Annotated in this window: 25 protein-coding genes; 18 read left to right on the top strand and 7 right to left on the bottom strand. The window is 61.5% G+C overall.

Annotation, left to right across the window (positions count from 1 at the left end; translation table 11 throughout):
- The first annotated feature begins 38 nt into the window (after positions 1–38).
- The 8 genes from pstC to HALTADL_RS10450 all read left to right on the top strand — a co-directional run bounded on the left by pstC (position 39) and on the right by HALTADL_RS10450 (position 9,025).
- Positions 39–1,151, top strand: coding sequence for a phosphate ABC transporter permease subunit PstC (gene pstC / locus HALTADL_RS10485; protein WP_089671963.1), 1,113 nt, complete (start codon positions 39–41; stop codon positions 1,149–1,151).
- Complete coding sequence (pstA, locus tag HALTADL_RS10480) at positions 1,148–2,698, top strand: phosphate ABC transporter permease PstA (protein ID WP_089671961.1); 1,551 nt, start codon at positions 1,148–1,150, stop codon at positions 2,696–2,698. The genes pstC and pstA overlap by 4 nt, the downstream gene beginning before the upstream one ends.
- Entirely contained in the window at positions 2,695–3,618 is a 924-nt protein-coding gene (gene pstB, locus HALTADL_RS10475) for a phosphate ABC transporter ATP-binding protein PstB (protein WP_089671958.1), read from the top strand. Before pstA ends, pstB begins: the two co-directional genes overlap by 4 nt.
- A 75-nt stretch (positions 3,619–3,693) precedes the next feature.
- Complete coding sequence (locus HALTADL_RS10470; protein WP_162551713.1) at positions 3,694–4,722, top strand: phosphate signaling complex PhoU family protein; 1,029 nt, start codon at positions 3,694–3,696, stop codon at positions 4,720–4,722.
- A 68-nt stretch (positions 4,723–4,790) separates the two neighbouring features.
- Entirely contained in the window at positions 4,791–5,048 is a 258-nt protein-coding gene (locus tag HALTADL_RS10465) for a hypothetical protein (RefSeq protein WP_089671954.1), read from the top strand.
- Between the two features lie 277 nt (positions 5,049–5,325).
- Entirely contained in the window at positions 5,326–6,429 is a 1,104-nt protein-coding gene (gene pdhA / locus HALTADL_RS10460) for a pyruvate dehydrogenase (acetyl-transferring) E1 component subunit alpha (protein ID WP_089671952.1), read from the top strand.
- A complete protein-coding gene (locus HALTADL_RS10455; protein WP_089671950.1) occupies positions 6,426–7,445 on the top strand; it encodes an alpha-ketoacid dehydrogenase subunit beta in 1,020 nt (339 codons plus the stop codon). Before pdhA ends, HALTADL_RS10455 begins: the two co-directional genes overlap by 4 nt.
- 2 nt (positions 7,446–7,447) lie before the next feature.
- A complete protein-coding gene (locus HALTADL_RS10450) occupies positions 7,448–9,025 on the top strand; it encodes a dihydrolipoamide acetyltransferase family protein (RefSeq protein ID WP_089671948.1) in 1,578 nt (525 codons plus the stop codon).
- A gap of 12 nt (positions 9,026–9,037) precedes the next feature.
- Here the strand turns inward: HALTADL_RS10450 and HALTADL_RS10445 are convergent, their stop codons facing one another.
- Positions 9,038–9,436, bottom strand: a complete 399-nt coding sequence (locus HALTADL_RS10445) for a PIN domain-containing protein (RefSeq protein ID WP_089671946.1) — start codon at positions 9,434–9,436, stop codon at positions 9,038–9,040.
- The gene (locus HALTADL_RS10440; RefSeq protein ID WP_089671944.1) at positions 9,436–9,630 is read right to left on the bottom strand and encodes an antitoxin VapB family protein; all 195 of its coding nucleotides are present in this window, start codon (positions 9,628–9,630) and stop codon (positions 9,436–9,438) included. The genes HALTADL_RS10445 and HALTADL_RS10440 overlap by 1 nt, the downstream gene beginning before the upstream one ends.
- An 88-nt stretch (positions 9,631–9,718) precedes the next feature.
- On the opposite strand from HALTADL_RS10440, the gene lpdA reads away from it, so the two are divergent.
- From lpdA to HALTADL_RS10425, 4 genes are all read left to right on the top strand, one after another.
- Positions 9,719–11,143 carry a dihydrolipoyl dehydrogenase gene (gene lpdA, locus HALTADL_RS10435; protein WP_089671942.1) on the top strand — a complete coding sequence of 475 codons (1,425 nt, stop codon included), beginning with the start codon at positions 9,719–9,721 and terminating at the stop codon, positions 11,141–11,143.
- Positions 11,144–11,168: 25 nt separating this feature from the next.
- Positions 11,169–11,315 (top strand): hypothetical protein, encoded by a 147-nt coding sequence (locus tag HALTADL_RS17365; protein WP_162551712.1) that lies wholly within the window; start codon positions 11,169–11,171, stop codon positions 11,313–11,315.
- 47 nt (positions 11,316–11,362) lie between these two features.
- On the top strand, positions 11,363–12,718 hold the full coding sequence (gene glmM / locus HALTADL_RS10430; protein WP_089671941.1) for a phosphoglucosamine mutase: 1,356 nt from the start codon (positions 11,363–11,365) through the stop codon (positions 12,716–12,718).
- A 215-nt stretch (positions 12,719–12,933) separates the two neighbouring features.
- On the top strand, positions 12,934–14,439 hold the full coding sequence (locus tag HALTADL_RS10425) for a molybdopterin-dependent oxidoreductase (protein WP_089671939.1): 1,506 nt from the start codon (positions 12,934–12,936) through the stop codon (positions 14,437–14,439).
- Between the two features lie 15 nt (positions 14,440–14,454).
- Here HALTADL_RS10425 and HALTADL_RS10420 read toward each other — a convergent pair whose 3' ends face one another.
- The 4 genes from HALTADL_RS10420 to fer all read right to left on the bottom strand — a co-directional run bounded on the left by HALTADL_RS10420 (position 14,455) and on the right by fer (position 17,603).
- Positions 14,455–15,660 (bottom strand): DUF7118 family protein, encoded by a 1,206-nt coding sequence (locus tag HALTADL_RS10420; RefSeq protein WP_089671937.1) that lies wholly within the window; start codon positions 15,658–15,660, stop codon positions 14,455–14,457.
- 1 nt (position 15,661) lies between these two features.
- Positions 15,662–16,030: a phosphoribosyl-AMP cyclohydrolase gene (gene hisI / locus HALTADL_RS10415; RefSeq protein WP_089671935.1), complete on the bottom strand. Its 369-nt coding sequence runs from the start codon at positions 16,028–16,030 to the stop codon at positions 15,662–15,664.
- 58 nt (positions 16,031–16,088) lie between these two features.
- The gene (locus HALTADL_RS10410; RefSeq protein ID WP_089671933.1) at positions 16,089–17,090 is read right to left on the bottom strand and encodes an A24 family peptidase; all 1,002 of its coding nucleotides are present in this window, start codon (positions 17,088–17,090) and stop codon (positions 16,089–16,091) included.
- Between the two features lie 123 nt (positions 17,091–17,213).
- Entirely contained in the window at positions 17,214–17,603 is a 390-nt protein-coding gene (fer, locus tag HALTADL_RS10405) for a ferredoxin Fer (RefSeq protein ID WP_089671930.1), read from the bottom strand.
- A gap of 180 nt (positions 17,604–17,783) precedes the next feature.
- Between fer and HALTADL_RS10400 the strand changes: the two genes are divergently transcribed.
- Positions 17,784–18,653: a CheF family chemotaxis protein gene (locus HALTADL_RS10400; RefSeq protein WP_089671928.1), complete on the top strand. Its 870-nt coding sequence runs from the start codon at positions 17,784–17,786 to the stop codon at positions 18,651–18,653.
- Between the two features lie 20 nt (positions 18,654–18,673).
- Here HALTADL_RS10400 and radA read toward each other — a convergent pair whose 3' ends face one another.
- Positions 18,674–19,708 (bottom strand): DNA repair and recombination protein RadA, encoded by a 1,035-nt coding sequence (gene radA / locus HALTADL_RS10395; protein ID WP_089671925.1) that lies wholly within the window; start codon positions 19,706–19,708, stop codon positions 18,674–18,676.
- Positions 19,709–19,832: 124 nt separating this feature from the next.
- On the opposite strand from radA, the gene uvsE reads away from it, so the two are divergent.
- From uvsE to HALTADL_RS10370, 5 genes are all read left to right on the top strand, one after another.
- On the top strand, positions 19,833–20,801 hold the full coding sequence (gene uvsE / locus HALTADL_RS10390; protein WP_089671923.1) for a UV DNA damage repair endonuclease UvsE: 969 nt from the start codon (positions 19,833–19,835) through the stop codon (positions 20,799–20,801).
- A 181-nt stretch (positions 20,802–20,982) separates the two neighbouring features.
- Entirely contained in the window at positions 20,983–21,408 is a 426-nt protein-coding gene (locus tag HALTADL_RS10385) for a universal stress protein (protein WP_089671921.1), read from the top strand.
- Between the two features lie 52 nt (positions 21,409–21,460).
- Positions 21,461–22,204, top strand: coding sequence for a tetratricopeptide repeat protein (locus HALTADL_RS10380; RefSeq protein WP_089671919.1), 744 nt, complete (start codon positions 21,461–21,463; stop codon positions 22,202–22,204).
- Positions 22,205–22,504, top strand: a complete 300-nt coding sequence (locus HALTADL_RS10375; protein ID WP_089671916.1) for a DUF424 domain-containing protein — start codon at positions 22,205–22,207, stop codon at positions 22,502–22,504.
- Positions 22,505–22,678: 174 nt separating this feature from the next.
- Positions 22,679–23,956 carry an aminotransferase class V-fold PLP-dependent enzyme gene (locus tag HALTADL_RS10370; RefSeq protein ID WP_089671914.1) on the top strand — a complete coding sequence of 426 codons (1,278 nt, stop codon included), beginning with the start codon at positions 22,679–22,681 and terminating at the stop codon, positions 23,954–23,956.
- Positions 23,957–23,965 lie beyond the last annotated feature (9 nt).

The raw sequence follows: 23,965 nt of genomic DNA, 5'->3' as shown, positions 1-23,965 counted from the left end.
CTGCGGTTTCCCGAAGGTATTCATAATGGATTCAATACATGACTGAGCAATCACTGTTCGCTCCCGGACGGCAGTTGCAACGACTGCTCGCTGTCGACCGCGAGATCGGGTCGCTGGCCGCCGGTGGCGGTGGCTGTCTGGTCGCCACGTTCGTCCTGTTCGTCCTGAACTCGACGCTCGCGGTGGTCCCACTGGCCGGCTTTCTGGCCGTTACCGGCTACGGCTGGTATGCCCACCAAGCCGAGACCGCCCGCGCGCTGACGTTCCTCGCGACCGTCTCAACGATCCTCATCCTCGGACTGATCACCGTCTACGTGTTCATCGAAGCCCTGCCCGTCCTCCAGCGGATGGGCGTCCGGCTGTTCGGCTTCACCGAGCCAGTCGAAGTCGTCGGCGTGACGCTCATCCCGAGCGTCGACAGCTTCTGGAGCACGAGCCAACACACCTACTCGCTGATCCCAATGATCTGGGGGACGTTCGTGACGACACTGATCGCGACGGCTATCGCCGCGCCGCTGGGAATCGCCGCCGCGCTGTTTCTCGCCGAGATCGCCCCGCCGCTGGTCCGTGAGACGGTCAAACCCGGCGTCGAAATCCTCGCTGGCATCCCCTCCATCGTCTACGGCTACCTCGGCTTCGTCGTACTGAACACGTTCCTCTACGAGAACTTGGAGATGGCCAACCTCGGCAGCCTGTTTCTGGTCGGCCTCGTGATCGGCCTGATGGCACTGCCGACGGTCGTCTCGGTTGCCGACGACGCGCTCACCAGCGTCCCCGACAGCATGCGCGACGGTGCGGTGGCGATGGGACTCACCGAGTGGCAGACGATGAAGTCAATTACGCTGCCGGCGGCGCTGTCGGGTGTCTCGGCGGCAGTGCTGCTCGGAATCGGCCGCGCAGTCGGCGAGACGATGGCCGCGACGGTGATCCTCGGCCACAGTCAGGTGCTGCCCGATCCGCTGCAGGACGTCTTCGACAACACCGAGACGCTCACCAGCCTGATCGCCAGCCAGTACGGCAACGCCAACGGCCTGCATATGAACGCGCTGTTCACTGCGGGCGTCGTGCTGTTCGTGACCGTCCTTATCCTCAGCATTGCGGCCAGACGCATCGAGCTTCGGATGGACAGCAAACTCGGAGGCAGCCAATGAGCTATACAACGGACACAGAGCTGATCGTCGACGACACCTCTACCGCCGAGCGACTCGCTTCGGCGGTCGTCGGGCTAGGGCTGGTGACGTTCACGTTCTCGCTGGTGAGCCTCGCCCGCGTCATCACTGAGGAGACGACGATTCTCGGCATCGGTCTCTATGAGTTCCTCGCGGTCGGCCTGCTGCTGATGGGTATCGGCACCCTCACGCTCGGTGTCGGCTCACGGGTCGGGCTGTTTAGTACGAATCCGGATCAGACACCGGGGCTCGTCACCGCAGCTCTGTTCGGCATCGGTGGGTTCGCCATCGCCGGCTTCGTCGCATCCCAACTCCTCAGCTTCGACACGCTCGGCTGGCTCCCCATCGCCATCCTCACCGGTGGTGTGACGTTCACAGGCGTTGCCCTCGCACCCGAAGATATCGGGTCGACGCTCCCACCGGGAGTCGCGGCCATCGGCGTCGCTGCCCTCGTGTTGGGTGGGATTCTCACCCCGGAGTTCGCGTGGCAGCCGGAGGGGTTCTCGGCGACACTCACCGGCTCGATGGCGATCCCGTTGGTTCTCAGCGTGTCGACGCTGGTCACGATGTGGGCCGGAGCCAAAGCCTACGAAGGGTACGGCAGCAAGGGTCGACAGACCGCTGCGTATCTCCTCGTTGGAATCAATGCGGTCAGCATCATTGCGGTGTTGGTCGCCCTGCTGCTGTTTATCACCTCGAAAGGAATTGGACCGGCTTTTCAGGGATTCTCACTTGTTCCCTTTGAGTGGCCCTTTGTCACCAACGGCTACAGCTTCCGGCCGGAGGTCGTCAACGGCGTCTTCCCGGCGATCATGGGGACGATCTGGCTCGTCATCGGTGCGGTGATCACCGGCGTTCCGGTTGCGGTCGCGGCGGCGATCTTCCTCACCGAGTACGCCGAACAGGGCCGATTCGTCGGCGCGGTCGAAATCGCGACAAACGGGCTGTGGAGTACGCCCAGCGTCGTGTATGGTCTCTTCGGCTACGCCTTCCTTATCCCGCGGCTCGGCGGCACCACCTCACTGATCTCAGGAATGTTAGTCCTCGGGTTCATGCTGATGCCGCTGTGTCTGATCACTTCCCGAGAGGCGATCAAGGCCGTGCCCGACGAGTACCGCGATGCGAGTGCGGCCCTCGGCGTGAGTCGGTGGGAGACGATTCGAAGCGTCGTGCTTCCCGCCGCGATGCCGGGGATTCTCACCGGCGTCATTCTCGGTGTCGGTCGGATCGCCGGAGAGACTGCACCGATTCTGCTGGTGATGGCCGGCGGGCTCCGTGACGACGCGCCCAACGTCTTGGGCTCGTTCGAGTTTACGAGCGTCCCGCCGTTTGTCGCCAACGACGCGCTGCTCGAAAGCGCGCCAGCGCTGCCCTACCAACTGTATGCGACTATTACCGCAGGCGTTTCGGCCGAAAACGCCGCCGAGTTCGGCTGGGCGACCGCGTTCATCCTGCTGGTCGTCGTACTGTCGTTCTACGCGCTCGGCATCGCCTCGCGGATCTACTTCCGACGGAGGCTCAACGCATGACTGAAACAACATCACTCGGCACCGACGAGACAACCGACACGACAGTCGAACCGACTACCGACCACTCACAAACCGGCAAACGGAGCGAGGAGACGCCGGAGGCGTGGACTGAGTACGCCTTCGGGGGCGAGCCGAAGATGGCCGTCGACGGACTGGACGTCCACTACGGCGACGACCAGGCACTCGACGATATTTCGATCAAGATTCCAGAAAAGAGCGTGACCGCGCTGATCGGTCCCTCCGGCTGCGGCAAGTCGACGTTCCTCCGGTGTCTCAACCGAATGAACGACCGAATTCGGGCCGCGAGTGTCGACGGAACTGTCACCTTCGAAGGCCAAGACATCTATCAGGACGGACTCGATCTCGTCGAACTCCGCAAGCGGGTCGGCATGGTGTTTCAGGCTCCCAACCCGTTCCCGAAATCGATTCGCGACAACATCGCCTACGGCCCACGCAAACATGGGCGGGTCCAGACCGACCTGTTGGCGAAGCTCACCGGCCGCGACGACAGCGAGCAGGAAGCCGAAATCGTCGAACGGTCGCTGAAGCAGGCGGCGATCTGGGAGGAGGTCAACGACCGCCTCGACGACAACGCCCTGGGGCTGTCGGGCGGCCAACAGCAGCGACTCTGTATCGCCCGCTGTCTCGCGGTCGACCCCGAGGTCATTCTGATGGACGAACCAGCCTCGGCACTCGACCCGATTGCGACCGCCAAAATCGAGGACCTCATCGAGGAACTCGCCGAGGAGTACACGGTCGTCATCGTGACCCACAACATGCAGCAGGCCGCCCGGATCTCCGATCAGACTGCCGTCTTCCTTACCGGTGGCCGACTCGCGGAGTATGGCGAGACCAATCAGGTCTTCGAGAACCCGAAAAGCCAGCGCGTCGAGGACTACATCACCGGCAAGTTCGGGTGAGCATCGTGTCGACACGTTGGAGCAAACGATGACGGCTGTGGAGAGCAAGCCATGACCGACAGCCGAGACCAGTCCATGGAGACGCGCAAAATTCAGTCGGTCGGCGGCGGTACCTACACCGTCTCGCTACCGAAATCCTGGAGCGAGTCAGAGGGCGTCACACCGGGAGAAACCGTCAACGTCCACCAGCATCGCGACGGAATCCTGGCGATCCAAACACAGGAGACCGACTCGAACGGCCCCGTTCAGTCGACCGTTCGGGTTGCCCACGAGGAGACGGCTCGACTCGAACAGACGCTCCGGGCGGCCTACGCGGTCGGGATAAAGGAACTCAGACTCGTTGCAGCCACCGAGTTCAGTGCCGACCAGCGACGGATCGTCGACGCGGTTGCGAAGAAGCTAACCGGCGTCTCGGTCGTCGAAGCCTCAGAGACCGAAATCACCGTCCAAGTACTGTTGAACAGGGACGAAGTCTCGGTCAGCCAGTCGGTCCGCCAACTCAAATTCATCGCGCTGTCGATGCACGAAACCGCCATCGAATCGCTGACTACAGGCTCGAACGCGGCATACGTTGCGACACGCGATGATCAGGTCGACCGGCTGTATGCGATGATCGACCGGTCGTTCGCGCGAGCGCTTGCCCGACTCGATGAAGTCGACGCCCTTGGCTACAGCCGGCCCGCGCTGTTCGAACTCTGGGAGACGACACGCGAGTTGGAGCGTGTCGCCGACCATGCCGAGGGGATCGCCACGACGATCCCGGCGGTCGACGACTCGGTCCCCGACCCAGCCCTCGATGAGATCAGGTCGTTTGGACAGGCTGCACGCACGTTGGTCGACGACGCGGTTGCGGTCATCGTCGGCGATGCAGGTGCTGAGACGGCCCACGAGACGCTGCTTGCTCGTGACGAACTCTGCGAGCAGATCGAGAGATATACGCCCCGCGGGTCGACCACCGACGGCTCCCAACTGCGACCAGTGTTACACAGAGTGAGACGAACTGCTGAACACGGCGGGAATATCGCGGAACTCGGGCTCCAGAATGCCGTACGTCACGGGGAACTCACACCAACGCCGGACGACCGGGGCCAACAGCCGCAGTGAGCAATCACAGAAAAGCTCAGAGACCGAATCCGAATCGGAGATCCCTCGTCCCACAACGTCTTTGAGCGATGGGAGAAATACTGTCGTATGGTCGACTCAAAAACGCTCCTCAAGGGTGCCGGGTCGTACTCCTTGGATTCATCCTCATTTCGGTTCTGTGGACCCTCATTAGTATCCTCCTTAGCGCGGTAGCATGGGCACTCGTGATGGCAGTGAGATTGCTCGTCATTGCGGCGGTTTTGTACGGCGTCTACTGGGCCTACACAACGTTCGTCTCGGACTCCAACAATTCCGCCTACGAGCGCGAGAAAGTCTTCGAACGATAGTACCCCTACCCGGTCGACCACACGTGCTTCCCACGCGACAAAACCGACCGTTTGTCCGCTATCAAAGTGTATTGTTACCATGCACCACACCCATTAATCATAGAACACACCGTTTGTTTTTCAACCATCTATTTAAATAGAATATAAAACACATATGCGGAAATAGCTGGACGAATATTAGTCTAACACAGTACTTTCTGCGATGATATAAACACCCGTCGAAACCTCTATTACGCGAGCGAACGAATGTTTAGGGTATGAACAGGAGGAATTCGCCGTGAGCACGCTCCAGCGAGAGCCGGGCGAGCGCGTCCAGATACTCGACGAATCGGGTAGCGTCGTCGGCGACCTCCCCGAGATCAGCGACGAGCGAATCGTCGACATCTATGCGGATATGGTGTTGGCACGGCATCTCGACGGGCGGGCGGTCAGCCTCCAGCGGCAGGGCCGGATGGGAACCTATCCGCCGATGTCAGGTCAGGAGGCCGCCCAAGTCGGGAGTGCCTACGCCCTCGACGACCCGGATTGGATCTTCCCAAGCTATCGGGAACACGCGGCGTCGACGGTGCGTGGCATGCCACTCGAACGGACCATCCTTTACTGGATGGGCAACGCAAACGGGATGGACACGCCGGAAGATCTCAACATCTTCCCAATTGCGGTGCCGATTGCAACCCAGATCCTCCACGCCGTAGGGATGGCCTGGGCCTCTCGACTCACGGGCCACAGCGACGAGGCGTTCGTCGCCTACTTCGGCGACGGGGCGACCAGCGAGGGCGATTTCCACGAGGCGCTGAACTTCGCGGGCGTCTTCGACACCCCCACCGTCTTCTTTTGCAATAACAACCAGTGGGCGATTTCGGTGCCGCGAGAGCGACAGACGGCGAGCGAAACGCTGGCTCAGAAGGCAACCGCCTACGGGTTCGAGGGGGTGGAGGTCGACGGGATGGACCCACTGGCGGTGTACAGCGTCACCAAGCAGGCCGTCGAGAAGGCGAAAAATCCGGACGCCGACGAACTTCGACCAACCCTGATCGAGGCCGTCCAGTACCGGTTCGGTGCCCATACCACCGCCGACGATCCCAGCGTCTACCGGGACGACGCGGAGGTCGACGACTGGCGGGCAAAAGATCCCATTGCCCGGCTTGAGTCCTTCTGTCGGGACCGCGGACTGCTCGACGACGAGACGGTCACAGAAATCAACGAGGCCGTTCGCTCGCGGGTTACGGAGGCCATCGAGGCCGCCGAGTCGACCGCCCGTCCCGGTCCAGAGGAGCTGTTCGATCAGGCCTACGCGAGGCCGCCGCCGGAACTCGAACAGCAGTACGCCGCCCTCGAAGCGCTCCGCGAGCAGTACGGCGACGAGGTGTTTCTCCAATGAGTACCGAAGCCACCGATATCGACGATACCAGCGGTGAGACCCAGAGCCTCACGCTCGTCCAAGCCGTGCGGGACGGCTTATATACCGAGATGGCCCGCGACGACGACGTGATCCTGCTCGGCGAGGACATCGGCAAAAACGGCGGCGTCTTCCGCGCCACGCAGGGACTCTTCGAGGAGTTCGGCGACGACCGGGTGGTCGACACCCCCCTCGCAGAGTCCGGAATCATCGGCACTGCCGTTGGAATGGCCGCCTACGGCCTCAAACCAGTGCCCGAAATCCAGTTTTCGGGGTTCATTTATCCGGGCTTCGACCAGATCATCAGCCACGTCGCTCGGCTCCGGAGTCGAACGCGAGGGCGGCTCACCTGTCCGATGGTGATTCGTGCGCCCTACGGCGGCGGGATTCGGGCACCCGAACACCACTCCGAATCCAAGGAGGCGTTTTTCGCCCACGAGCCGGGCTTAAAAGTCGTAATGCCGTCGACCCCAGCCGACACGAAGGGACTGCTGATTTCGGCGATCCGTGACCCTGACCCGGTGGTGTTCTTAGAGCCAAAACTGATCTACCGGGCGTTCCGCGGTGACGTCCCCGAAGGCGACTACGAGATCCCGATTGGTGAGGCCGCCACCCGCCGCGAGGGATCGGACGTGGCGGTGTTTACCTACGGTGCGATGACTCGTCCAACGATGGCCGCCGCCGATTCGCTGGCTGAAGAGGGGATCGACTGTGAGGTGGTCGACCTCCGAACCGTCTCACCCCTCGACCGCGAGGGGATCGTCGAGGCGTTCAAAAAGTGCGGGCGAGCCGTCGTGGTCCACGAGGCACCGAAAACCGGCGGGCTGGCCGGAGAGATCACTGCCCTCATCCAAGAGGAGGCACTGCTGTATCAGGAAGCGCCAGTCAAACGAATCGCCGGGTTCGATGTGCCGTACCCGCTCTACTCGTTGGAGGACTACTACCTCCCCAACGAGCATCGAATCGCCGATGGTATACGGGAGGTCGTCGACTTCTAGCCATGGCGGTCAAAGCGTTCACACTTCCTGATGTCGGCGAAGGGGTCGCGGAAGGCGAACTCGTCACGTGGCTCGTCGAGCCCGGCGAGCGAGTCACCGAAGACCAGCCCGTCGCCGAAGTCGAGACGGACAAATCGCTCGTCGAAATCCCCTCACCGTACAACGGGACGGTCAAAGAACTGCTCGTCGACGAGGGGACCATCGTCCCCGTCGGCGACGAGATCATCTCTTTCGACGTCGACGAGGATGCAGTCGAAACCGACGCGGAAGCCGAGAGTGAGGCCGAACCGGACAGGGAGCGGGATACGACCGCGGCAGTTGAGGCGGACGAAGAAGTCACGACATCGGAAGGTCGTGTGTTCGCCCCGCCACGAGTCCGGCGGCTGGCCCGCGAACTCGGCGTCGACATCGCGACGGTCGACGGTTCGGGGCAGGCAGGCCGCATCAACGAGCAGGACGTTCGAGAAGCAGCCGAAAGCGGAGACGAGGATGAAACAGAAGGCGAGACATCCGGACCGAAACCGTTCACGCCCAGCGGGAAGTCAGCCGTCTCGAAGGGCGGCGAGTCGGTGAGTGGGGCCGGACTGGCTAGCGATGGCGAGACTGCGTCGACAGCCGCGAGCGAGTCACCACAACCGACCCCGGAAGCCGCGACCCGCGACCGAACGGCGGCCGCCCCGGCGACCCGCAAGCTGGCCGACGAGTTGGGCATCGACATCAACGCGGTGCCAACCGACGTCGAACGCGAGGGCCAACCGTTCGTTTCGCCGACCGATGTCAGATCGTATGCCGAGGCCCAACAGGATGCCCACGCCGCCGACGCCGCGGCAGTCAGTGAGGCGGCTGCCGAGCCAGCGGTCGACGGCGCGGAAACACGCATCCCCTACCGCGGGATTCGCCGGACAATCGGCGAGCAGATGGTGCGGTCGAAAGAGACGATCCCCCACGTCAGCCACCACGACACCGCAACCGTCTCGGATCTGGTCGACCTCCGGACAGAGCTCAAACCCGTCGCCGCAGAGTCCGGCGCACGGCTGACCTACCTCCCGTTCGTGATGAAAGCCGTCGTGCGCGCGCTGAAGCAGATGCCGGTTCTCAACTCGACGCTCGACGAAACCAACGAGGAGGTCGTTCTCAGAGACGACTACCATATCGGGGTCGCGGTGGCAACCGACGCTGGACTCTTGGTGCCGGTCGTGCGGAATGTCGACCAGAAAACGATCCTCGAACTGAGCGAGGAGGTCGTCGACCTCGCCGAGCGAGCCCGAGAGCGCAAATTGAGCCGCGAGGAGATGCAGGGCGGGACGTTCACGATTACGAACTACGGGGCGATTGGCGGCGAGTACGCCACCCCAATCATCAACCATCCAGAGACGGCCATTCTTGGCCTCGGTGCAATCGAAAAGCGGCCCGTTGTCGAGGAACACGAGGACGGCGACGAGGTCGTTGCCCGTGAGACACTCCCGCTGTCGCTGTCGATTGACCACCGCGTGATCGACGGCGCTGAGGGTGCAGAGTTCACCAACCGTGTGATCGACTATCTCGAACAGCCGAATCGACTCCTGCTTGAGTCGACGTAGTTGGAGCGTTTCTCAGTGGTCCCGGCGAAGGTTTGTAACATCCATCATCGTCGAGAGCTGATGGGTTTCGAAGTCAGCGTCTGCGACGACGAGTTCATCACCAGTCGACCGTGCGGTCGCTGCGATAAGCAGATCTCGAACCGCCATTCGGTCGCCATCATCCAGTAATTCGTCCTGCATTCGGGCGGCTTCCAGTGCAATCTGTTCGTTCAATTCCAATGACTGAACACCACCGAACTGCTGGCGGACGCCGACGACATCGGTTTCGCCAGAACCGAGTTTCCCATGGATGACCTCAAACACACAGAGCGAGGACGTAAGATAGGGTTGTCCACGTTGTTCGACGGCGGTAACGACGTCCGGAACGCCTGCTAGCATATCGATAATGACGGAGCTATCGAGGAACGTCACTACTCAAAGCTCTCCCGCGAGTGTTTCACTGCCTCACGTGCTCGATCAGCGTCTTCCTCACTCCACGCACCGATATCAATCGGCTGCTCACTCTGTGCGAGACGCTCCAGTAGTTCATCAAACGTCTCGTCGTCCCGTTTGAGGCTCTGCAGCATCTGTTTGGTGTCATCCGAGACCCGAATTGAGGTACTCATGTGTATACAGTCTGCATACACACTCAACTAAGTTACGCTGCTCATAAGCAAGGGTCGGGATTTTACCACGCCGTACTAAATACAGCGTATGGTCGTAGGAGACGTTACAACCGGAACTGATCTGTTGGTCATCGGCGCAGGCCCCGGCGGCTACGTGGCCGCCATCCGCGCTGCACAACGAGATCTTGATGTCACACTGGTCGAAAAGGACGCTTTCGGCGGCACCTGTTTAAATACGGGCTGTATCCCCTCAAAAGCCTATATTACGGCGACTGACCTCGCCCACGAAGTCGACAACGCCGAAATGATGGGCATCTCTGCGGATCCCGACGTCGACCTCCCCACCATGAACGAGTGGAAAGACGGAGTGGTCGACCAACTGACCGGCGGCGTCGAAAAGCTCTGCAAGGCAAACGGCGTCGAACTCATCGAAGGCACCGCGAGTTTCGTCGACGAAGACACCGCCCGAATCGCCCACAGCGGCGACGGCCAAGGCAGCGAGACCATCGAATTCAAACACGCGATTATCGCCACCGGCTCGCGGCCCATTCAAATTCCGGGCTTCGAGTACAGCGACGACCACGTCTGGAGTTCGACCGACGCGCTCGCTGCGACCGAGATCCCCAATCAGTTGGTCGTCGTCGGTGGCGGCTACATCGGGATGGAACTGTCGACTGTATTCGCCAAACTCGGCAGTGAAGTGACCGTGGTTGAGATGCTGGATGATATTCTGCCGACCTACGGCGAGGACGTCACCCAGATCATTCGCTCGAAAGCCGAAGACCTAGGCATCGAGTTCAACTTCGGCGAAGGAGCCAGTAGCTGGGCCGACGGCGAGGAGGGAGTCATGGTGATGACCGAAACTGAAGACGGCGAGGAGTCGACCTACGGAGCCGACAAGGTGCTGGTCGCCGTGGGTCGCGCGCCGGTCACCGACACGCTGGATCTCGACAACGCAGGCATCGAGACCACGGATCGGGGCGTGATTCCGACCGATGATCGGATGCGGACCAACGTCGACCATATCCACGCAATCGGCGACGTGGCTGGCGATCCAATGCTGGCCCACGCCGCCTCGAAGGAGGGAATCGTCGCCGCCGAAGTCGTTGCTGGCGAGCCAGCCGCGATGGATGTTCAAGCGATCCCGGCGGCGGTGTTCACCGATCCCGAAATCGCAACCGTCGGGCTGACCGAAACCGAGGCCGAGGAGGCTGGATTCACGCCAGTTGTCGGCGAAATGCCGTTCCGTGCCTCCGGCCGGGCGCTGACGACTGGCCACACCGATGGCTTCGTCAAGATCATCGCCGACGAGGAGAGTGGTTTCGTGCTGGGCGGCAAAATCGTCGGTCCCGAAGCCTCGGAGCTGATCGCCGAAATAACGCTGGCAATCGAACTCGGAGCCACGCTAGAGGATGTCGCGTCGACGGTCCACACCCATCCAACGCTTGCCGAGGCAGTGATGGAGGCCGCCGAAAACGCCGAGGGCCAAGCGATTCACACGCTCAATCGGTGAGCGAACGGAACCCCCTCCGTTTCGTATGGAGATCGTAGACTGTAAGCAAAAGACAAAATACCAGCGTGACGTGTTGGTAGTTCCGCCGAAATCACCAGTCGACCGAAGACAGCTCTCGTTCGAGGGGCGGGCGATTGAAGCGGAGGAATACGTATCATATGAGAACGCATGAAGCGACTGGTTCGGAAACGATATGAAGCAGCCGACTGACAGAGAGGTATGAAGGTATTCGGCTCCAGTGGCGCTCGGGGGGTTGCGGGGCGGGACCTCACCCCCGAGTTCGTCCTTCGGGTGGCGAAGGCTGCCGGGACGGTCTGGGAGGCCGACCGCGCAGCTATCGCCACCGACACCCGGACGACCGGACAGCTGTTTGCTGATGCCACCGCCGCCGGACTCGCAACTGTCGGTCTCGACGTCGACAGACTCGGCCAGACGCCGACCCCCGCGGTCGGCCACTACTGTGAACGCCACGGCATCCCCGCAGTCCTGCTGACCGCCTCGCACAACCCGCCGGAGTACAACGGCGTCAAACTCATCGGAGCCGACGGTGTCGAACTCTCGGTCGACATCCTCGAACGAATCGAAGACCACGTCCTCACCGAGGAGTTCGACACCGCAGCGTGGGACGCAGTCGGCGAAACGACCACCATCGAGACGGTCAACCGCGACTACGTCGACTCGCTCGTGAACTCGGTCGACCGCGAGGCAATCGCCGACGCAGATCTCACGGTCGCGCTCGATCCCGGCCACGGTGCGGGCACGTTCGCCAGCCCCGAGTTCTACCGGCGGTTGGGCTGTCGAGTCATCACAGTCAACGCCCAGCCCGACGGCCATTTCCCCGGTCGACTCCCCGAACCAGTCCCCGAAAACCTCGCAGATCTCGGCCACCTCGTCCGGTCGACTGATGCCGACGTCGGCATTGCCCACGACGGCGACGCCGACCGCTCGGTGTTTTTCGACGAAACCGGCCGCTTTATCGAGGGCGACGCCTCGCTGGCAGCGCTTGCCGAAAGTGAACTCGAAGCGGGCGATTCGACGGTCGCCGCGGTTAACGTCTCCCAGCGACTGGTCGACGTCTGTAACCGAGTCGGCGCGGAACTTGAGCTAACGCCGATTGGCGCGACCCACATCATCACTCGCGTCAAAGAGCTGTGGGCCGAGGGCCGGTCGGTGCCGATTGCGGGCGAGGGCAACGGGGGCATCTTTTTCCCGAACCATCGACTCGTGCGTGATGGCCCTTATATCGGCGCGAAGTTCCTCGAACGCGTCGCAGCCCAGCCAGCCAGTGAGGTCGTTGCGCCGTATCAAGAGTACCATAACAAACGCATCAACCTCAGCTACGAATCGGAGGCCGAACTCCAATCGCTGCTCGATGCCGCGACCGAATACGTCGAACACAGCGACGTTGAGGCCACCACCATCGACGGCTACCGGCTCGACTACGGCGACGCGTGGGTATTGGTCCGCCCCAGCGGCACCGAGCCGAAAGTCCGGATCTGCTCGGAGGCCACCACCGAACAGCGGGCGACCGAACTCGCCGACGAGATGGAAGCGGTACTCGAAGACGCCCGATAATCCCTTTTGTAGCCGCCCGGATGTCGACCCAATTCTAGACGGAGTTCGAACGAACCTTGAAAAACCCATTACCGGGTGGGAGTTGTGGACTCGGATATGCCATCTCTATCCAGCCCACCGCCGACTGCTGTCTCGGACCAACGAGACCGCACGCGAGGCCCACCAACCACCGTCGACCGAACAGAACAACATCGGATCGACCGGAGGGGAAGCTAATGGGCATCGTCGGTCGACTCACCTCGGGCGAACGGTTCTGGCGAGTCATCACCGCAGTGCTCGCCGGAGTCAGTGCTGTCGCCGGCTCCTACGCCTACACTGGCTTCAGCCAGTCGTTCGTCGTCGAGCCAGCCGCCGCCTTTCTCACCGAGAATACGCCCGCACTCCTCGTCAACACGGTCTTGGACTCCCTCGGGAGTCTCGCCCAACCGGCACGGCTCGCGACCGCCGCGGCGATTGTCGTCGCCGTCGTCGCCGTGGTGATCACGATACTGCTCGAAATCGAGGTCGCCACCGGTCGACAGTATCTCGCGGTGCCGCTGACTGGTGTGGCTGTCTGGGGGCTCGCAGCGGTCACCACCGGCGCAGTGTTCGCGGCGGCTGCGGCGGCCCTGCCGGCAGCACTGGTCGTCGGCATCATTTCGTTCCTCGGTGCGAACGATCCGCTGAGTGTCCGGACAGCCCGCAAAGTCGACGACCGCAAGCGAGCCACGCTGAAAACGGGGGTCGGCGTCGCCGGACTCGCCGGAGTGAGCTACATGCTCGGCCAGCGGCGAACCCCGGAGGGATCGGTGCAGTTCCTCGGCGGCGGCACGTCACCGCCCACCGAGGTCCAGCAGATGCTCGATTCGGCCGAACAGCAGGCGTTCGATCTCCCCGGTGCGCCCAGCCTCGTGAGCGAAATTGGCAACTTCTACACGGTCGACATCGCCACCGTCGCGCCGATGGTCGACGCCAAAACGTGGTCGCTGACGATCACCGGCGCGGTTGAAAACGAGGTCGAAATCAGCTACGACGAACTCCAAGAGATGGAGGCCGAACACTTCTACAGCACGCTCCGCTGTGTCGGCGAGGATCTCAACGCCCGGAAGATGGACAACGCGGTCTGGACCGGCGTGCCGCTGTCAACGCTGCTCGAAGAGGCTGGTCCGCAGGCTGAGGAGGCCATTTCGCGGGCCGACGACGACTACTTCGTCTCCACCAGCCGCGAGGAACTCGCCGAATCCTACGTCGTCTACGGGATGAACGGGCGGCTGCTCCCGCGGGAACACGGCCATCCGGTCAGGCTGATGGTCCCGGGCAACTGGGGCGAAGTGAACACGAAATGGGTCACCGAACTGGAGTTCACCGACGAGCCGGAGGGCTACTGGGAAAATCGTGGCTGGACGGGCACCGGTGAAGTCCGGCAGATCGCCAAAATCTGGTCGGTCGACCGGAGCAGCGAGGGCGTCACCGTCGGCGGCCACGCCTACGCCTGCTGTGCGGACATCGACCGTGTCGAGGTCTCAACCGACGGCGGCTCCTCGTGGACGAATGCAGAACTCACCGATCCACTGGGGCCGGTCGACAGCTGGCACCAGTGGCGCTACACGTTCTCGCCCGACGAGCCAACCGATGTCATCGCGCGGGCGGTCGACGCTGATGGCAACGTCCAACCCGAGATGGAGACCGATCAGTTCCCCGACGGGCCGAGCGGCTGGGTGTCACGAACCATCGAACCGTAGCGTCGGTCCCCTTTTTCAGTCAACAGTGTACTCCGCAAGTGCGGTGTCGATAGCATCGATACCCGCCTCGACAGCCGCCAGATCGTCCTCGATAGCGCCCGAAGCGAGTCGCTCGAACTCTTCGTCGTTCAACTCTGCGTCCGCAACCGCCACCTGCCGAAGGCGGTCGTAGTCGTCGGTCCGAGTCAGCCGCGCGAGTTGTCGACGGTGGTGCTCAATCGGCTCGCTGTCCCCCTCCGATTCATCCGACTCCGCCCCGCTTGACTCGGCCCTGTCAGTCGCCGCATCGAGTCGACGGACGAGCGGGGCGAGTTCCTGAAGCCGGGCGCGAACCACTCCGGCCTCGGCGGGCGGCCAGTCGATCAGCAGCGGTTCGGGACCCAGTCGCTTTAGATAGGTCTGGTGAACCGAGACATGGGTTCGGAGCGCGCCCGGATCGTCGACGTAGTGGTCGAGTTTCGATGGCGAGTACTCGGCGTACTCCCGGAGCGTCGACAGCGGTTCCTCGCCCGCCGGCGCAGAGTGGATGTAGTCTGCGAGATCACTGGGTGGGCGGTCGACGCCGACAAGCGGGCGCTCGGCGCCAGCAGCCAGCAGATCGAACAGTTCGCGGGCGCTCTCAGCGGTTCGGAACGTCTCGAAGGCCTCGCGGACGGCCGCGTTGTAGCTCTTGACTGGCTCGCGGAGGGGATCGAGCGAGGTATCGAGATCGGCCGTCCCGAGTTCTTGGACGTGATGGAGGTGGTCGACCTCGGATTCGAGTTCTTTGTTCCGTGCTTTGGCGTCGTGGCGCGCACTCCGGTAGTCGTCGTGGGCCTCCTCGCGGGCTTCGAGCAGGTCGATTGCCTCGGCGGCCTCGTTGACTTGCTCGCGGGCGTAGTCGAAATCCGCCGCGGTGAGTCGTCGCTTGTCCATTCGGTCGCTGGCCCGCTGGACGGCGTCGGCGGCCATCGCCGACTCCGGGAGGCTCTCGGCGAGCGCAATGAATTTGTTTTGGAATTCGAGGTAGGCACCGAAATCGCCGGTGCCGGTTGCGCTGGCCTCGTAGCTATCGAGCAGTCGCGTGGCGTTCCGGTAGGCGTCGGCGGCCGCCTCGACGTTCGCCTCACCGATCTCGTCGACCTCGGCTTCGATCTCCCGGATTCGGTCGTACGCGGCTTCGAGTTCCGCAACCACGTCGGCGGCCGGTGTCGAGGCGGCCGCAGTGGCGACGTCAGCCATGTTACTCGTATACAGCGTCGGGATCGAAGACGGTTTCGGCGACCTCTTCGCCGTCGATGGTCCGGTAGAAACAGTTCTCCCGGCCAGTGTGGCAGGCCCCACCCTCCTGATCAACTATATAAAGGAGGGTATCGGCATCGCAGTCGACACGGACCTCCTCGATTTCCTGAAGGTGGCCGCTACTTGCGCCTTTCTTCCAGAGTTCGTCGCGGCTCCGGGAGTAGTAGTGGGCAAACCCGGTTTCGATAGTCGCGTCCAGTGCCTCGGGAGAGACGTAGGCGAGCATCAGTACGTCCTTCGAGTCGGCATCCTGAGCGACGGCGGGAACCAGTCCGTCCTCACCGAAGTCGACCTCGATCTGGTCGGTCATTGGCACAAACGAGGAGTGGATGACCAATAGGGCTTTCCCGTTGGTAGCAGCCGACTACTTAAAAGAAGCCGAGCCAGCCGAACAGGCCGAACAGCAGGTCGCCGTAGCTGAAGGCGACAAGCAGGCCGACGAACATCGGGACCACAAACGGCAGACCGGGCGAAACCCACAGCGTCTCGCGGTCGGTAGTGGCCAGCAGTTCAAGCGCCGCTCGGAGCCCCTCGGGCGTCGAACCGTAGGCCGTCCCGTCTATCTCCTCGAAAAACCGCTCGGCGACCCACGGATCGTCGACCGATTCGGTGTCGGATTCGACTGCGGTCTGCTCGACGCCGCCGTCAGTCCGGGGACCGACGTGGGTACCACCATCCGTTGGTTCGTGGGTTTCGTCGACCGTCTCTGGAGCGCGGTGGGATTCAGGCTCGGCCTGAAGATTCGCCAGCGTCGTTCCGCGCCACCGAAGGTACATCCGCAGCGCGTCGAGATCCAGCCCACTGCGGGTGATGCCGTCGGGCGTCTCGAACAGTTTCCCGTGGCGATCCGGTATCGAGTCGACGCGCACGGGCCGGGCGAAAAACATCGCTTTCGGCTCGATGTAGCCACGAACGAGGTTCCCGACCCCCAGTAGGATTGGCGCAATCGCCGCGATCAACACGGTATTCGTGAGGATCGTCAGCGAGAAGACGCCGATAGACGTGTCAAGCCCGACCAGCGGAAGTTCAAGGCTACCGAGGGTATAAGAGGGGAACGTCGGCAGCAAGATCGCAAGGACGATCATCGCCTTGGCGTCCGCCCCACCGAAGGCACCGAACCACCAGAAGGCATAGCCTAACGGTGCAATAAAAAGGAGACTAATGCCGACCTGAACGACGAACAGTTGCCCCGGAGGCGTTCCGAAGGGAGCCAGTTGGATGGCCTCCCACCCAAGCAGGACGAGTCCAAGCGCCGCAAGCGGTGGCCACAGTCGGTTGGGCAGTCGACGGGTGTTGATATCTCGCCACGCCGCCCACGCGAAGATAGGCAACACGACGAGCCGAAGCAGATCAGGTCCCGAAGCGATCATTGTTCCATGTCGGAACGTCAGGGTAGATAGGTGTTTAGGTGTCGACTGAGGGTGCCGGGGAAACCGAGAACGCTGTCGCTCACCGGAGAGCACTCAAAAAAATGGTGGATCTCTGTGCTGCGTTTAGATAACGCGGTTCTGCAGGTAGTCGAGATGTTTGGCGTTGTAGACGATCTTGATCTCGTCTGCGGCCGGGCTTCCGATACAGGTGAGTCGAACGTTCTTGTCGTCGACTTCCTCATCGGAGAGGATCTGCTGCATGTCCATGTCGATCTCGCCCTCTTTGACGATGGCAGCACAGTTCGCACAGGCACCGGCGCGGCACGAGAAGGGCCAATCAAAGCCCTGTGCCTCGGCGGCTTCGAGGATGTACTCGCCTTCGTTGACGTCGAGCGAGCCAAAGTCCTCGTCATCGAGACCGGCATCTTCTGCGTTTGCGAAGAGATCGTCGTCGTCGATCTCCCATCCTTCGTCGTCGAGTACCTCGTAGTTTAGGTAAGTTACCGTGGGCATCAGTTCACGATTCGGTACCCATCCCATTAGAGTTTGCTGTTCCATCATTCGGTCGACCGAAAAATTACGAACATTGTGAGTTCTCTCGAACCACAGAACCCATCCAGCCGAAAAGGTATAAATAAAACTAGCGACTGTCGCGCGAAACAGTCAAGAGGACACAACATACAAGCAAACATAATGAGCGAGACAGCGGTAGCGGATTTCGTCGGCCGGTTCCACACTGCGGACGTGGAGTCGGCCGAGCCCGTTACTGGACGCATCCTGTTGAGCCACAAACGGCTCGTGCTTGCGACGGGCGATTTTAAAACCACGATCCCACTGTCGAACGTTATCGACATCAACCTCGGCACGGTCCCGCCAGCGCTCGCAGAGTTTTTCAGCGACACCGTCACCATTGCCTACGCCGACGGCGACAGCAAGCGAACCGCGATCATCGAAGGCAAAGGCGAGAACGTCGAGCGGTTCAAAACGGTATTTTTCAAGGTCCTGCTCAGCGGCCAGACCGTGATCGTCAAACATCCGGCAAAACGCGGTGGCCGCGTGACTGACGCCGGGGATCGAAAGATGAAGCTCAAGCTCAGCGAGGGCACCCTCCGGCTGGACGGCAACGGCGGCGATTTCGAGATCGATCTGGGCTCGGTGACCAGCTTCGGCCGCGAAAAGCGCAACTTGGGCGGGAAAACGCGTCCTGCACTGACAGTCGACCACGCCTCCGGGGGAACGACACTGTCGACGATCATTACGCTCCCCAACAATCGGAAGCTGAACCTCTTGGGTCGGTTCCTCAAGCTCGAATACAGCGAGCTGATGGAGGAGCTGGAAGATCTCACCTTTACCGAAGAACAGATCGAGGCGCTGGTCACGCTGTACAGTGCTGGCGGGCGGGCCAAACTGCAAGACCTCCTCACGGGCGATGTCAACGAGACACAGGTCATCCTCGATCAGCTGCGCGATAAAGAGCTGATCGAGGATATCGAAACTGGCATGAAACTCACTGCGAAAGGCCAAGCGGTCGTCTCCGATCACATCGAAGACGTCAATATGTAGCTGTCGGGTGCTGTACTGTCCTACTCGGGTTTCAGGCCGCCGTCTTCGACGCGCAAGATCGCCTCACCGTCGGCGAGATTCGGTGCGTCGACAAGCCGGAACACACGTTTCGTGGCTTTCGAGTTTTTGAGATACACCCGGATCGTCGAGGCGTGGCCGAGGATGTTGCCACCGACCGGCTTGGTCGGATCGCCGAAGTAGGAGTCGGGGTTACTCTGGACCTGATTCATCACGAGGATGGAAACGTTGTGGAGGCTGCCAATGCGCAGGAGGTCGTGAATATGCCGGTTGAGTTTCTGCTGTCGCTGAGCGAGTTCCCCCCGTCCGACGAACTCGGCGCGGAAGTGGGCAGTCAGCGAGTCGTAGACGACCAGTCGCACCGGGCGGTCGTCGTCAGCGTACTCAGCGGCCATATCGGCCGCAGTTTTCGCCAACAGCATTTGGTGGTCGGAGTTGAACGCGCGAGCGACGTGGATATACTTCAGGAAGTCGGTGACGAGTGCCGCCATCGTCTCCTCGTCGTCGATGCTCCCCTCGATCCCGCGGCGTTCGCGTTCGGCCTCCAGAATCTCCGGATCGAGTCCGCGAACCATGTCGTCGATCCGCTCGGGCCGGAAGGCGTCCTCGGTGTCGACCACAATCGCTCGCCCCGCAAGCCCGCCGTGTTCTTGATCGAGTTGGACGTTGACCGCTAGCTGGTGGCTAAACTGGGATTTGCCGACACCGAACCCGCCGTAGATCTCGGTCATCGACTGGGTTTCGACGCCGCCGCCGAGCAGCTCGTCGACTGCCGGAACACCGGTCGAGAGTTTGCCGATCTCGTTGCGGCGGTCGAGAACAGTCGAGCCGCTTTCGAACCCACCGACATCGGCGGCCTCGCGGGCCGCGGCGATGATGTCGGAGGCCGTTCCCTGCCCGACGTCGACGGCGTCGGATAGCTCGCGGGGACTCGACACAGCCAGCCCATTGTATGTATCGTAGCCCGCATCAGAGAGTTTGTCAGCAGTCGCCGGACCGACGCCCGGAAGCCCTTCGATATCAGATTGTGCGACCATTGTATCGACTACTCACTCCGAGGGGATAAACTATCGCTAACCGCGGACTGAAAGTGAACAGCGCTCCCGAAAGCATCCCAAACGGAACGCCTACATCCGGCGATCACCTACCTGAGACAGTACTGTGTCGACTAATCCAACACACGCGGGCGAGGGGGAGACGACCGACGAGACGACAAGCCCACGGTTCGGCTATGCAGCATTAAACCGGACGCTTCGCGAGGAGGACGTGCGGACGAACCGCGGGATGCAGAAGGCGACGTTCGAAGACCGTGGCCTCGACTATGCGGGTGAACTGGCCGAATCGAACTGTCGTGGCGTTCGTCGCGTTATCGAGTGGAATCTCGAAAACGACATCCAGTTCTACCGGATCTCGTCGGACCTCATCCCGTGGTATAGCCAGTACGACCTCGCTGACCTCCCGAACAGCGACACCGTCCTGCGGCTGCTTTCGGAAATCGGTGCCCTCGCCGAGACACACGACCTGCGGCTCACCTTTCACCCCGATCATTTCGTCAAACTCGCCAGTCCCACTGAATCGGTGGTCGACAACTCCATCGTCGACCTCGAATGCCACGGCGACCTGATGGACGCGATGGGCCTCTCACGAACACCGTACAACTCGATCAACATCCACATCGGAGCTCATTACAGCGACAAGGAAGCGACTGCCGAGCGGTTCTGTGAGGCAGTCGAACAGCTGTCACCCGCTGTTAGTGACCGCCTAACGGTCGAAAACGACGACAAGGAGTCGTTGTGGAGCGTACCTGAACTCGTGGAATCGGTCCATGACGAGATCGGGGTCCCGGTCGTCTACGACGCCCTTCATCACCAGTTCACCGACCGGGGACTCACTGGCCGCGAGGCCCTCGAACAGGCGGTCGACACATGGCCTGACAACAGCCGACCGATCATGCATTACAGCGAACCCCGTCGACTTCACGAAGCCGACCCCACAATTTCGCCACGGAACCATTCGGACTACGTCGCAGGACCGATCCAGACCCACGGAGAGACGGTCGACGTGATGATCGAAGCCAAAATGAAAGATCAGGCCGTCCTGCAGTATCGACAACAGCACCGAAGCGACTGAGCAAACGTCGCAGTGAGTCGACTGAACACGAAAACCGGAAGTCGACCGCCACGGACAGCCAGTCGACGGACTGTCAGTAGCTATCTCATAAATAGCCGTATAGAGACGGGAATATAGTACGAGTATAGACCAAATTGCTAACGGCAGTCGGTATTATCAGTGTTCGGCGCATTGGTGTGCCATGGTCTCACACATACTCGTTCCGATGGACGATTCGGAGATGGCTGAAACAGCCCTCCAGTTCGCCCTCGAAACGTTTCCCGACGCCGAGATTACCGTGCTCCACGTCGCCGGAAGCCCGACGTCGTACATGGGTGGGGCAATGAGCCTCGCGATATCGGACGATATCGACGACGCCGTCGCCGAGCGAGCCGAACCGGTCCTCACGCGGGCCCGCGAACTCGCCGCCGAGGCAGGCTGTAAAATCGAAACCGAGGTCGATCTCGGGATGCCCGCAAAGACGATTATCGAGCATGCCAGCGAGTACGATCAGGTCATTATCGGGAGCCACAGCAGCAGCAGCACCCTTGCCGAGCGGCTGCTGTTGGGCAACGTGGCCGAAACCGTCGCCCACGAGTCGCCGGTGCCGGTGACTATCGTCCACTGACCGGCGATCCTAACGACGCAACCCTTACCCGATATGGCTCCCAATTCCCCCTATGACAGACGAGCCAGAGCGGCGATCTCATGAGTTCTCCGAGGGCCAAGGGGTCGACAATGACCACGAGGAGTTCACCCTCGATCCCGAGACGTTGTCGGGCGATCACACCCAGATCGACCCGGTCGACGCCCACGCACTCGCTGATATTCTTGACAAGCGTAATATTTCCTCGGATCAGGTCGACGTCGAAGAACTGATCGACGTTGGACTCTCCTATATGGGGATCAACCGCTTCGAGGAGGCAAGCGAAACCTTCGAGCGCGCGGCCCGATTTGCCGACGAAGATTCGCTGGATGCACAGGAGGCGTGGGTCAACAAGGGCGCGGCCCACGGCCAACTCGAAGAGTACGGCGAGGCGATCAGTGCCTACAAGGAGGCGCTCCGGATCGACGACGACTCCGAACATGCCGCCAGCGCCGAAACGAACCTTGCGTACGCGCTGTGGGAGTACGGCCGAACCGAACAGGCACTCGAACACGCCGAGCGCGCCGTCGAGATCGACCCACGCTTCCCACAGGCGTGGTACAATCGGGGATTCTTCCTCTCGGAGCGCGGCCTCTACGAGGACGCCGTCAACGCCTTCGACAACGCGATCCGGCTCGGCATGCGAAACGTCGACATTCTCGAAGAGAAAGCACTGGCACACGAAGAACTCGGCGAGGAGGAAGCCGCCCAGGAAGCCATCGAGCAGGCCGACGAGATTCGGGCGGCCGAGGAAGAAGAGATCACCGAGGAGTTCTAAATGCTCCTCCGTGAGCGGGAGACACCGGAGGGATTGCTGGTCTCAATCTGTGACACCGACTGTCTCGGTGAGACATTCGTCGACGACCCAGTGAGCCTTGAGGTGACCGAGGAGTTCTACGGCGGCGAGGAGGCCGTCGAGGTCGACGACGCAGCGGTCGTTGACGGACTCACACGGGCAGACGTCGCCAATATTGTGGGCGAGCGAGCGGTGTCGGTCGCTATCGAAGCCGGGATCGTCGACGAGGAACGTGTCTTGGAAGTAGAGGGCACACTGCATGCCCAACTGCTCTGGATGTAGCGGTCGGACGTCCCTTTTGTCACTATTACTGAGAGAAGGCTGACTCTCAAAAACGAGTAGTCTGTGACTAACAGCCATCTCTGGATTCATCACAGCCTGATTGAAACCGAATACAGTTTCATCAATGCTTAGAGACCGAAGACATGTTACCCTCGGACCACCAAGACAACCGTAATGAGTACGCAGGATACGTATCCAATCGATGTCGAGCGGATTCGGGAGGATTTCCCCATCCTCGACCGAAAGGTCGGCGGTGATGTCTCCACCGCTGGAGAAGGTAGCGAGGACACCGAGCCGCTGGTCTACCTCGACAACGGCGCGACGAGCCAGACACCGAAACAGGTCGTCGACAGCATTGTCGACTACTACTACGGCTACAACGCCAACGTCCATCGTGGCATTCACCAACTGAGTCAGGAGGCGTCGGTCGCCTACGAGGAGGCCCACGACCGTGTCGCGGAGTTCATCAACGCAAACGGCCGCGAAGAGATCGTCTTCACCAAAAACACGACCGAGGCGATGAACCTCGTCGCCTACGCGTGGGGGCTGGCCGAACTCGGACCCGGAGACTCAGTGGTCACCACCCAAATGGAACACCACGCCTCGTTGGTGACGTGGCAACAGATCTGCAAACGCACCGGCGCGGAAATCCGGTTTATCGAAGTCGACGAGGAAGGTAGACTCGATATGGATCACGCCGCCGAGTTGATCGACGACTCGACGGAGATGGTCTCGCTGGTCCACGTCTCGAATACGCTCGGCACCGTAAATCCAGTCGCCGAGATTACCGAGATGGCCCACGAAGTTGGTGCCTACTCCTTCGTCGACGGGGCCCAAGCAGTGCCGACGAGGCCGGTCGACGTCGAAGCCATCGACGCGGACTTCTATGCCTTTTCGGGCCACAAGATGCTCGGCCCAACCGGGATCGGCGTGCTGTACGGAAAAGAAGAGATTCTCGAATCGATGCAGCCGTATCTCTATGGAGGAGATATGATTCGGAAGGTCACCTACGAGGAGTCGACGTGGGAGGACCTCCCGTGGAAGTTTGAGGCCGGAACGCCGAGTATCGCCCAAGCGATTGCCCTGCATGCGGCCATCGACTACCTTGAGGAGATCGGGATGGAAAACGTTCAGGCCCACGAAGAAATGCTCGCGGAGTACGCCTACGACCGGCTCACCGAGTACGACGACGTGACGATTTACGGTCCGCCGGGCGACGACCGCGGTGGACTGGTCGCGTTCAACGTCGACGGCGTTCACGCCCACGACCTCTCAAGTATTCTGAACGACTACGCGGTGGCGATCCGGGCCGGTGACCACTGTACCCAGCCGCTTCACGACACCCTCGGCACCGCGGCGTCGGCGCGGGCCTCCTTCTACATCTACAACACCCGCGAAGAGATCGACAAACTCGTCGACGCGGTCGACAGCGCCCGCGAACTGTTCGCCTAACGCTGGTAG

It is taken from the genome of Halohasta litchfieldiae (assembly GCF_002788215.1).
Taxonomy (GTDB): domain Archaea; phylum Halobacteriota; class Halobacteria; order Halobacteriales; family Haloferacaceae; genus Halohasta; species Halohasta litchfieldiae.
Note: the sequence above shows the minus strand (reverse complement) of the source record. Positions and strands in the feature narration are given on the sequence as shown.

Coding starts and splice junctions, on each gene's coding strand:
- pstC (WP_089671963.1), top strand. CDS start 39: ATGACTGAGCAATCACTGTTCGCTCCCGGACGGCAGTTGCAACGACTG.
- pstA (WP_089671961.1), top strand. CDS start 1,148: ATGAGCTATACAACGGACACAGAGCTGATCGTCGACGACACCTCTACC.
- pstB (WP_089671958.1), top strand. CDS start 2,695: ATGACTGAAACAACATCACTCGGCACCGACGAGACAACCGACACGACA.
- HALTADL_RS10470 (WP_162551713.1), top strand. CDS start 3,694: ATGGAGACGCGCAAAATTCAGTCGGTCGGCGGCGGTACCTACACCGTC.
- HALTADL_RS10465 (WP_089671954.1), top strand. CDS start 4,791: ATGGGAGAAATACTGTCGTATGGTCGACTCAAAAACGCTCCTCAAGGG.
- HALTADL_RS10455 (WP_089671950.1), top strand. CDS start 6,426: ATGAGTACCGAAGCCACCGATATCGACGATACCAGCGGTGAGACCCAG.
- HALTADL_RS10450 (WP_089671948.1), top strand. CDS start 7,448: ATGGCGGTCAAAGCGTTCACACTTCCTGATGTCGGCGAAGGGGTCGCG.
- HALTADL_RS10440 (WP_089671944.1), bottom strand. CDS start 9,630: ATGAGTACCTCAATTCGGGTCTCGGATGACACCAAACAGATGCTGCAG.
- lpdA (WP_089671942.1), top strand. CDS start 9,719: ATGGTCGTAGGAGACGTTACAACCGGAACTGATCTGTTGGTCATCGGC.
- HALTADL_RS17365 (WP_162551712.1), top strand. CDS start 11,169: ATGGAGATCGTAGACTGTAAGCAAAAGACAAAATACCAGCGTGACGTG.
- glmM (WP_089671941.1), top strand. CDS start 11,363: ATGAAGGTATTCGGCTCCAGTGGCGCTCGGGGGGTTGCGGGGCGGGAC.
- HALTADL_RS10425 (WP_089671939.1), top strand. CDS start 12,934: ATGGGCATCGTCGGTCGACTCACCTCGGGCGAACGGTTCTGGCGAGTC.
- HALTADL_RS10420 (WP_089671937.1), bottom strand. CDS start 15,660: ATGGCTGACGTCGCCACTGCGGCCGCCTCGACACCGGCCGCCGACGTG.
- hisI (WP_089671935.1), bottom strand. CDS start 16,030: ATGACCGACCAGATCGAGGTCGACTTCGGTGAGGACGGACTGGTTCCC.
- HALTADL_RS10410 (WP_089671933.1), bottom strand. CDS start 17,090: ATGATCGCTTCGGGACCTGATCTGCTTCGGCTCGTCGTGTTGCCTATC.
- fer (WP_089671930.1), bottom strand. CDS start 17,603: ATGCCCACGGTAACTTACCTAAACTACGAGGTACTCGACGACGAAGGA.
- HALTADL_RS10400 (WP_089671928.1), top strand. CDS start 17,784: ATGAGCGAGACAGCGGTAGCGGATTTCGTCGGCCGGTTCCACACTGCG.
- radA (WP_089671925.1), bottom strand. CDS start 19,708: ATGGTCGCACAATCTGATATCGAAGGGCTTCCGGGCGTCGGTCCGGCG.
- HALTADL_RS10385 (WP_089671921.1), top strand. CDS start 20,983: ATGGTCTCACACATACTCGTTCCGATGGACGATTCGGAGATGGCTGAA.
- HALTADL_RS10380 (WP_089671919.1), top strand. CDS start 21,461: ATGACAGACGAGCCAGAGCGGCGATCTCATGAGTTCTCCGAGGGCCAA.
- HALTADL_RS10375 (WP_089671916.1), top strand. CDS start 22,205: ATGCTCCTCCGTGAGCGGGAGACACCGGAGGGATTGCTGGTCTCAATC.
- HALTADL_RS10370 (WP_089671914.1), top strand. CDS start 22,679: ATGAGTACGCAGGATACGTATCCAATCGATGTCGAGCGGATTCGGGAG.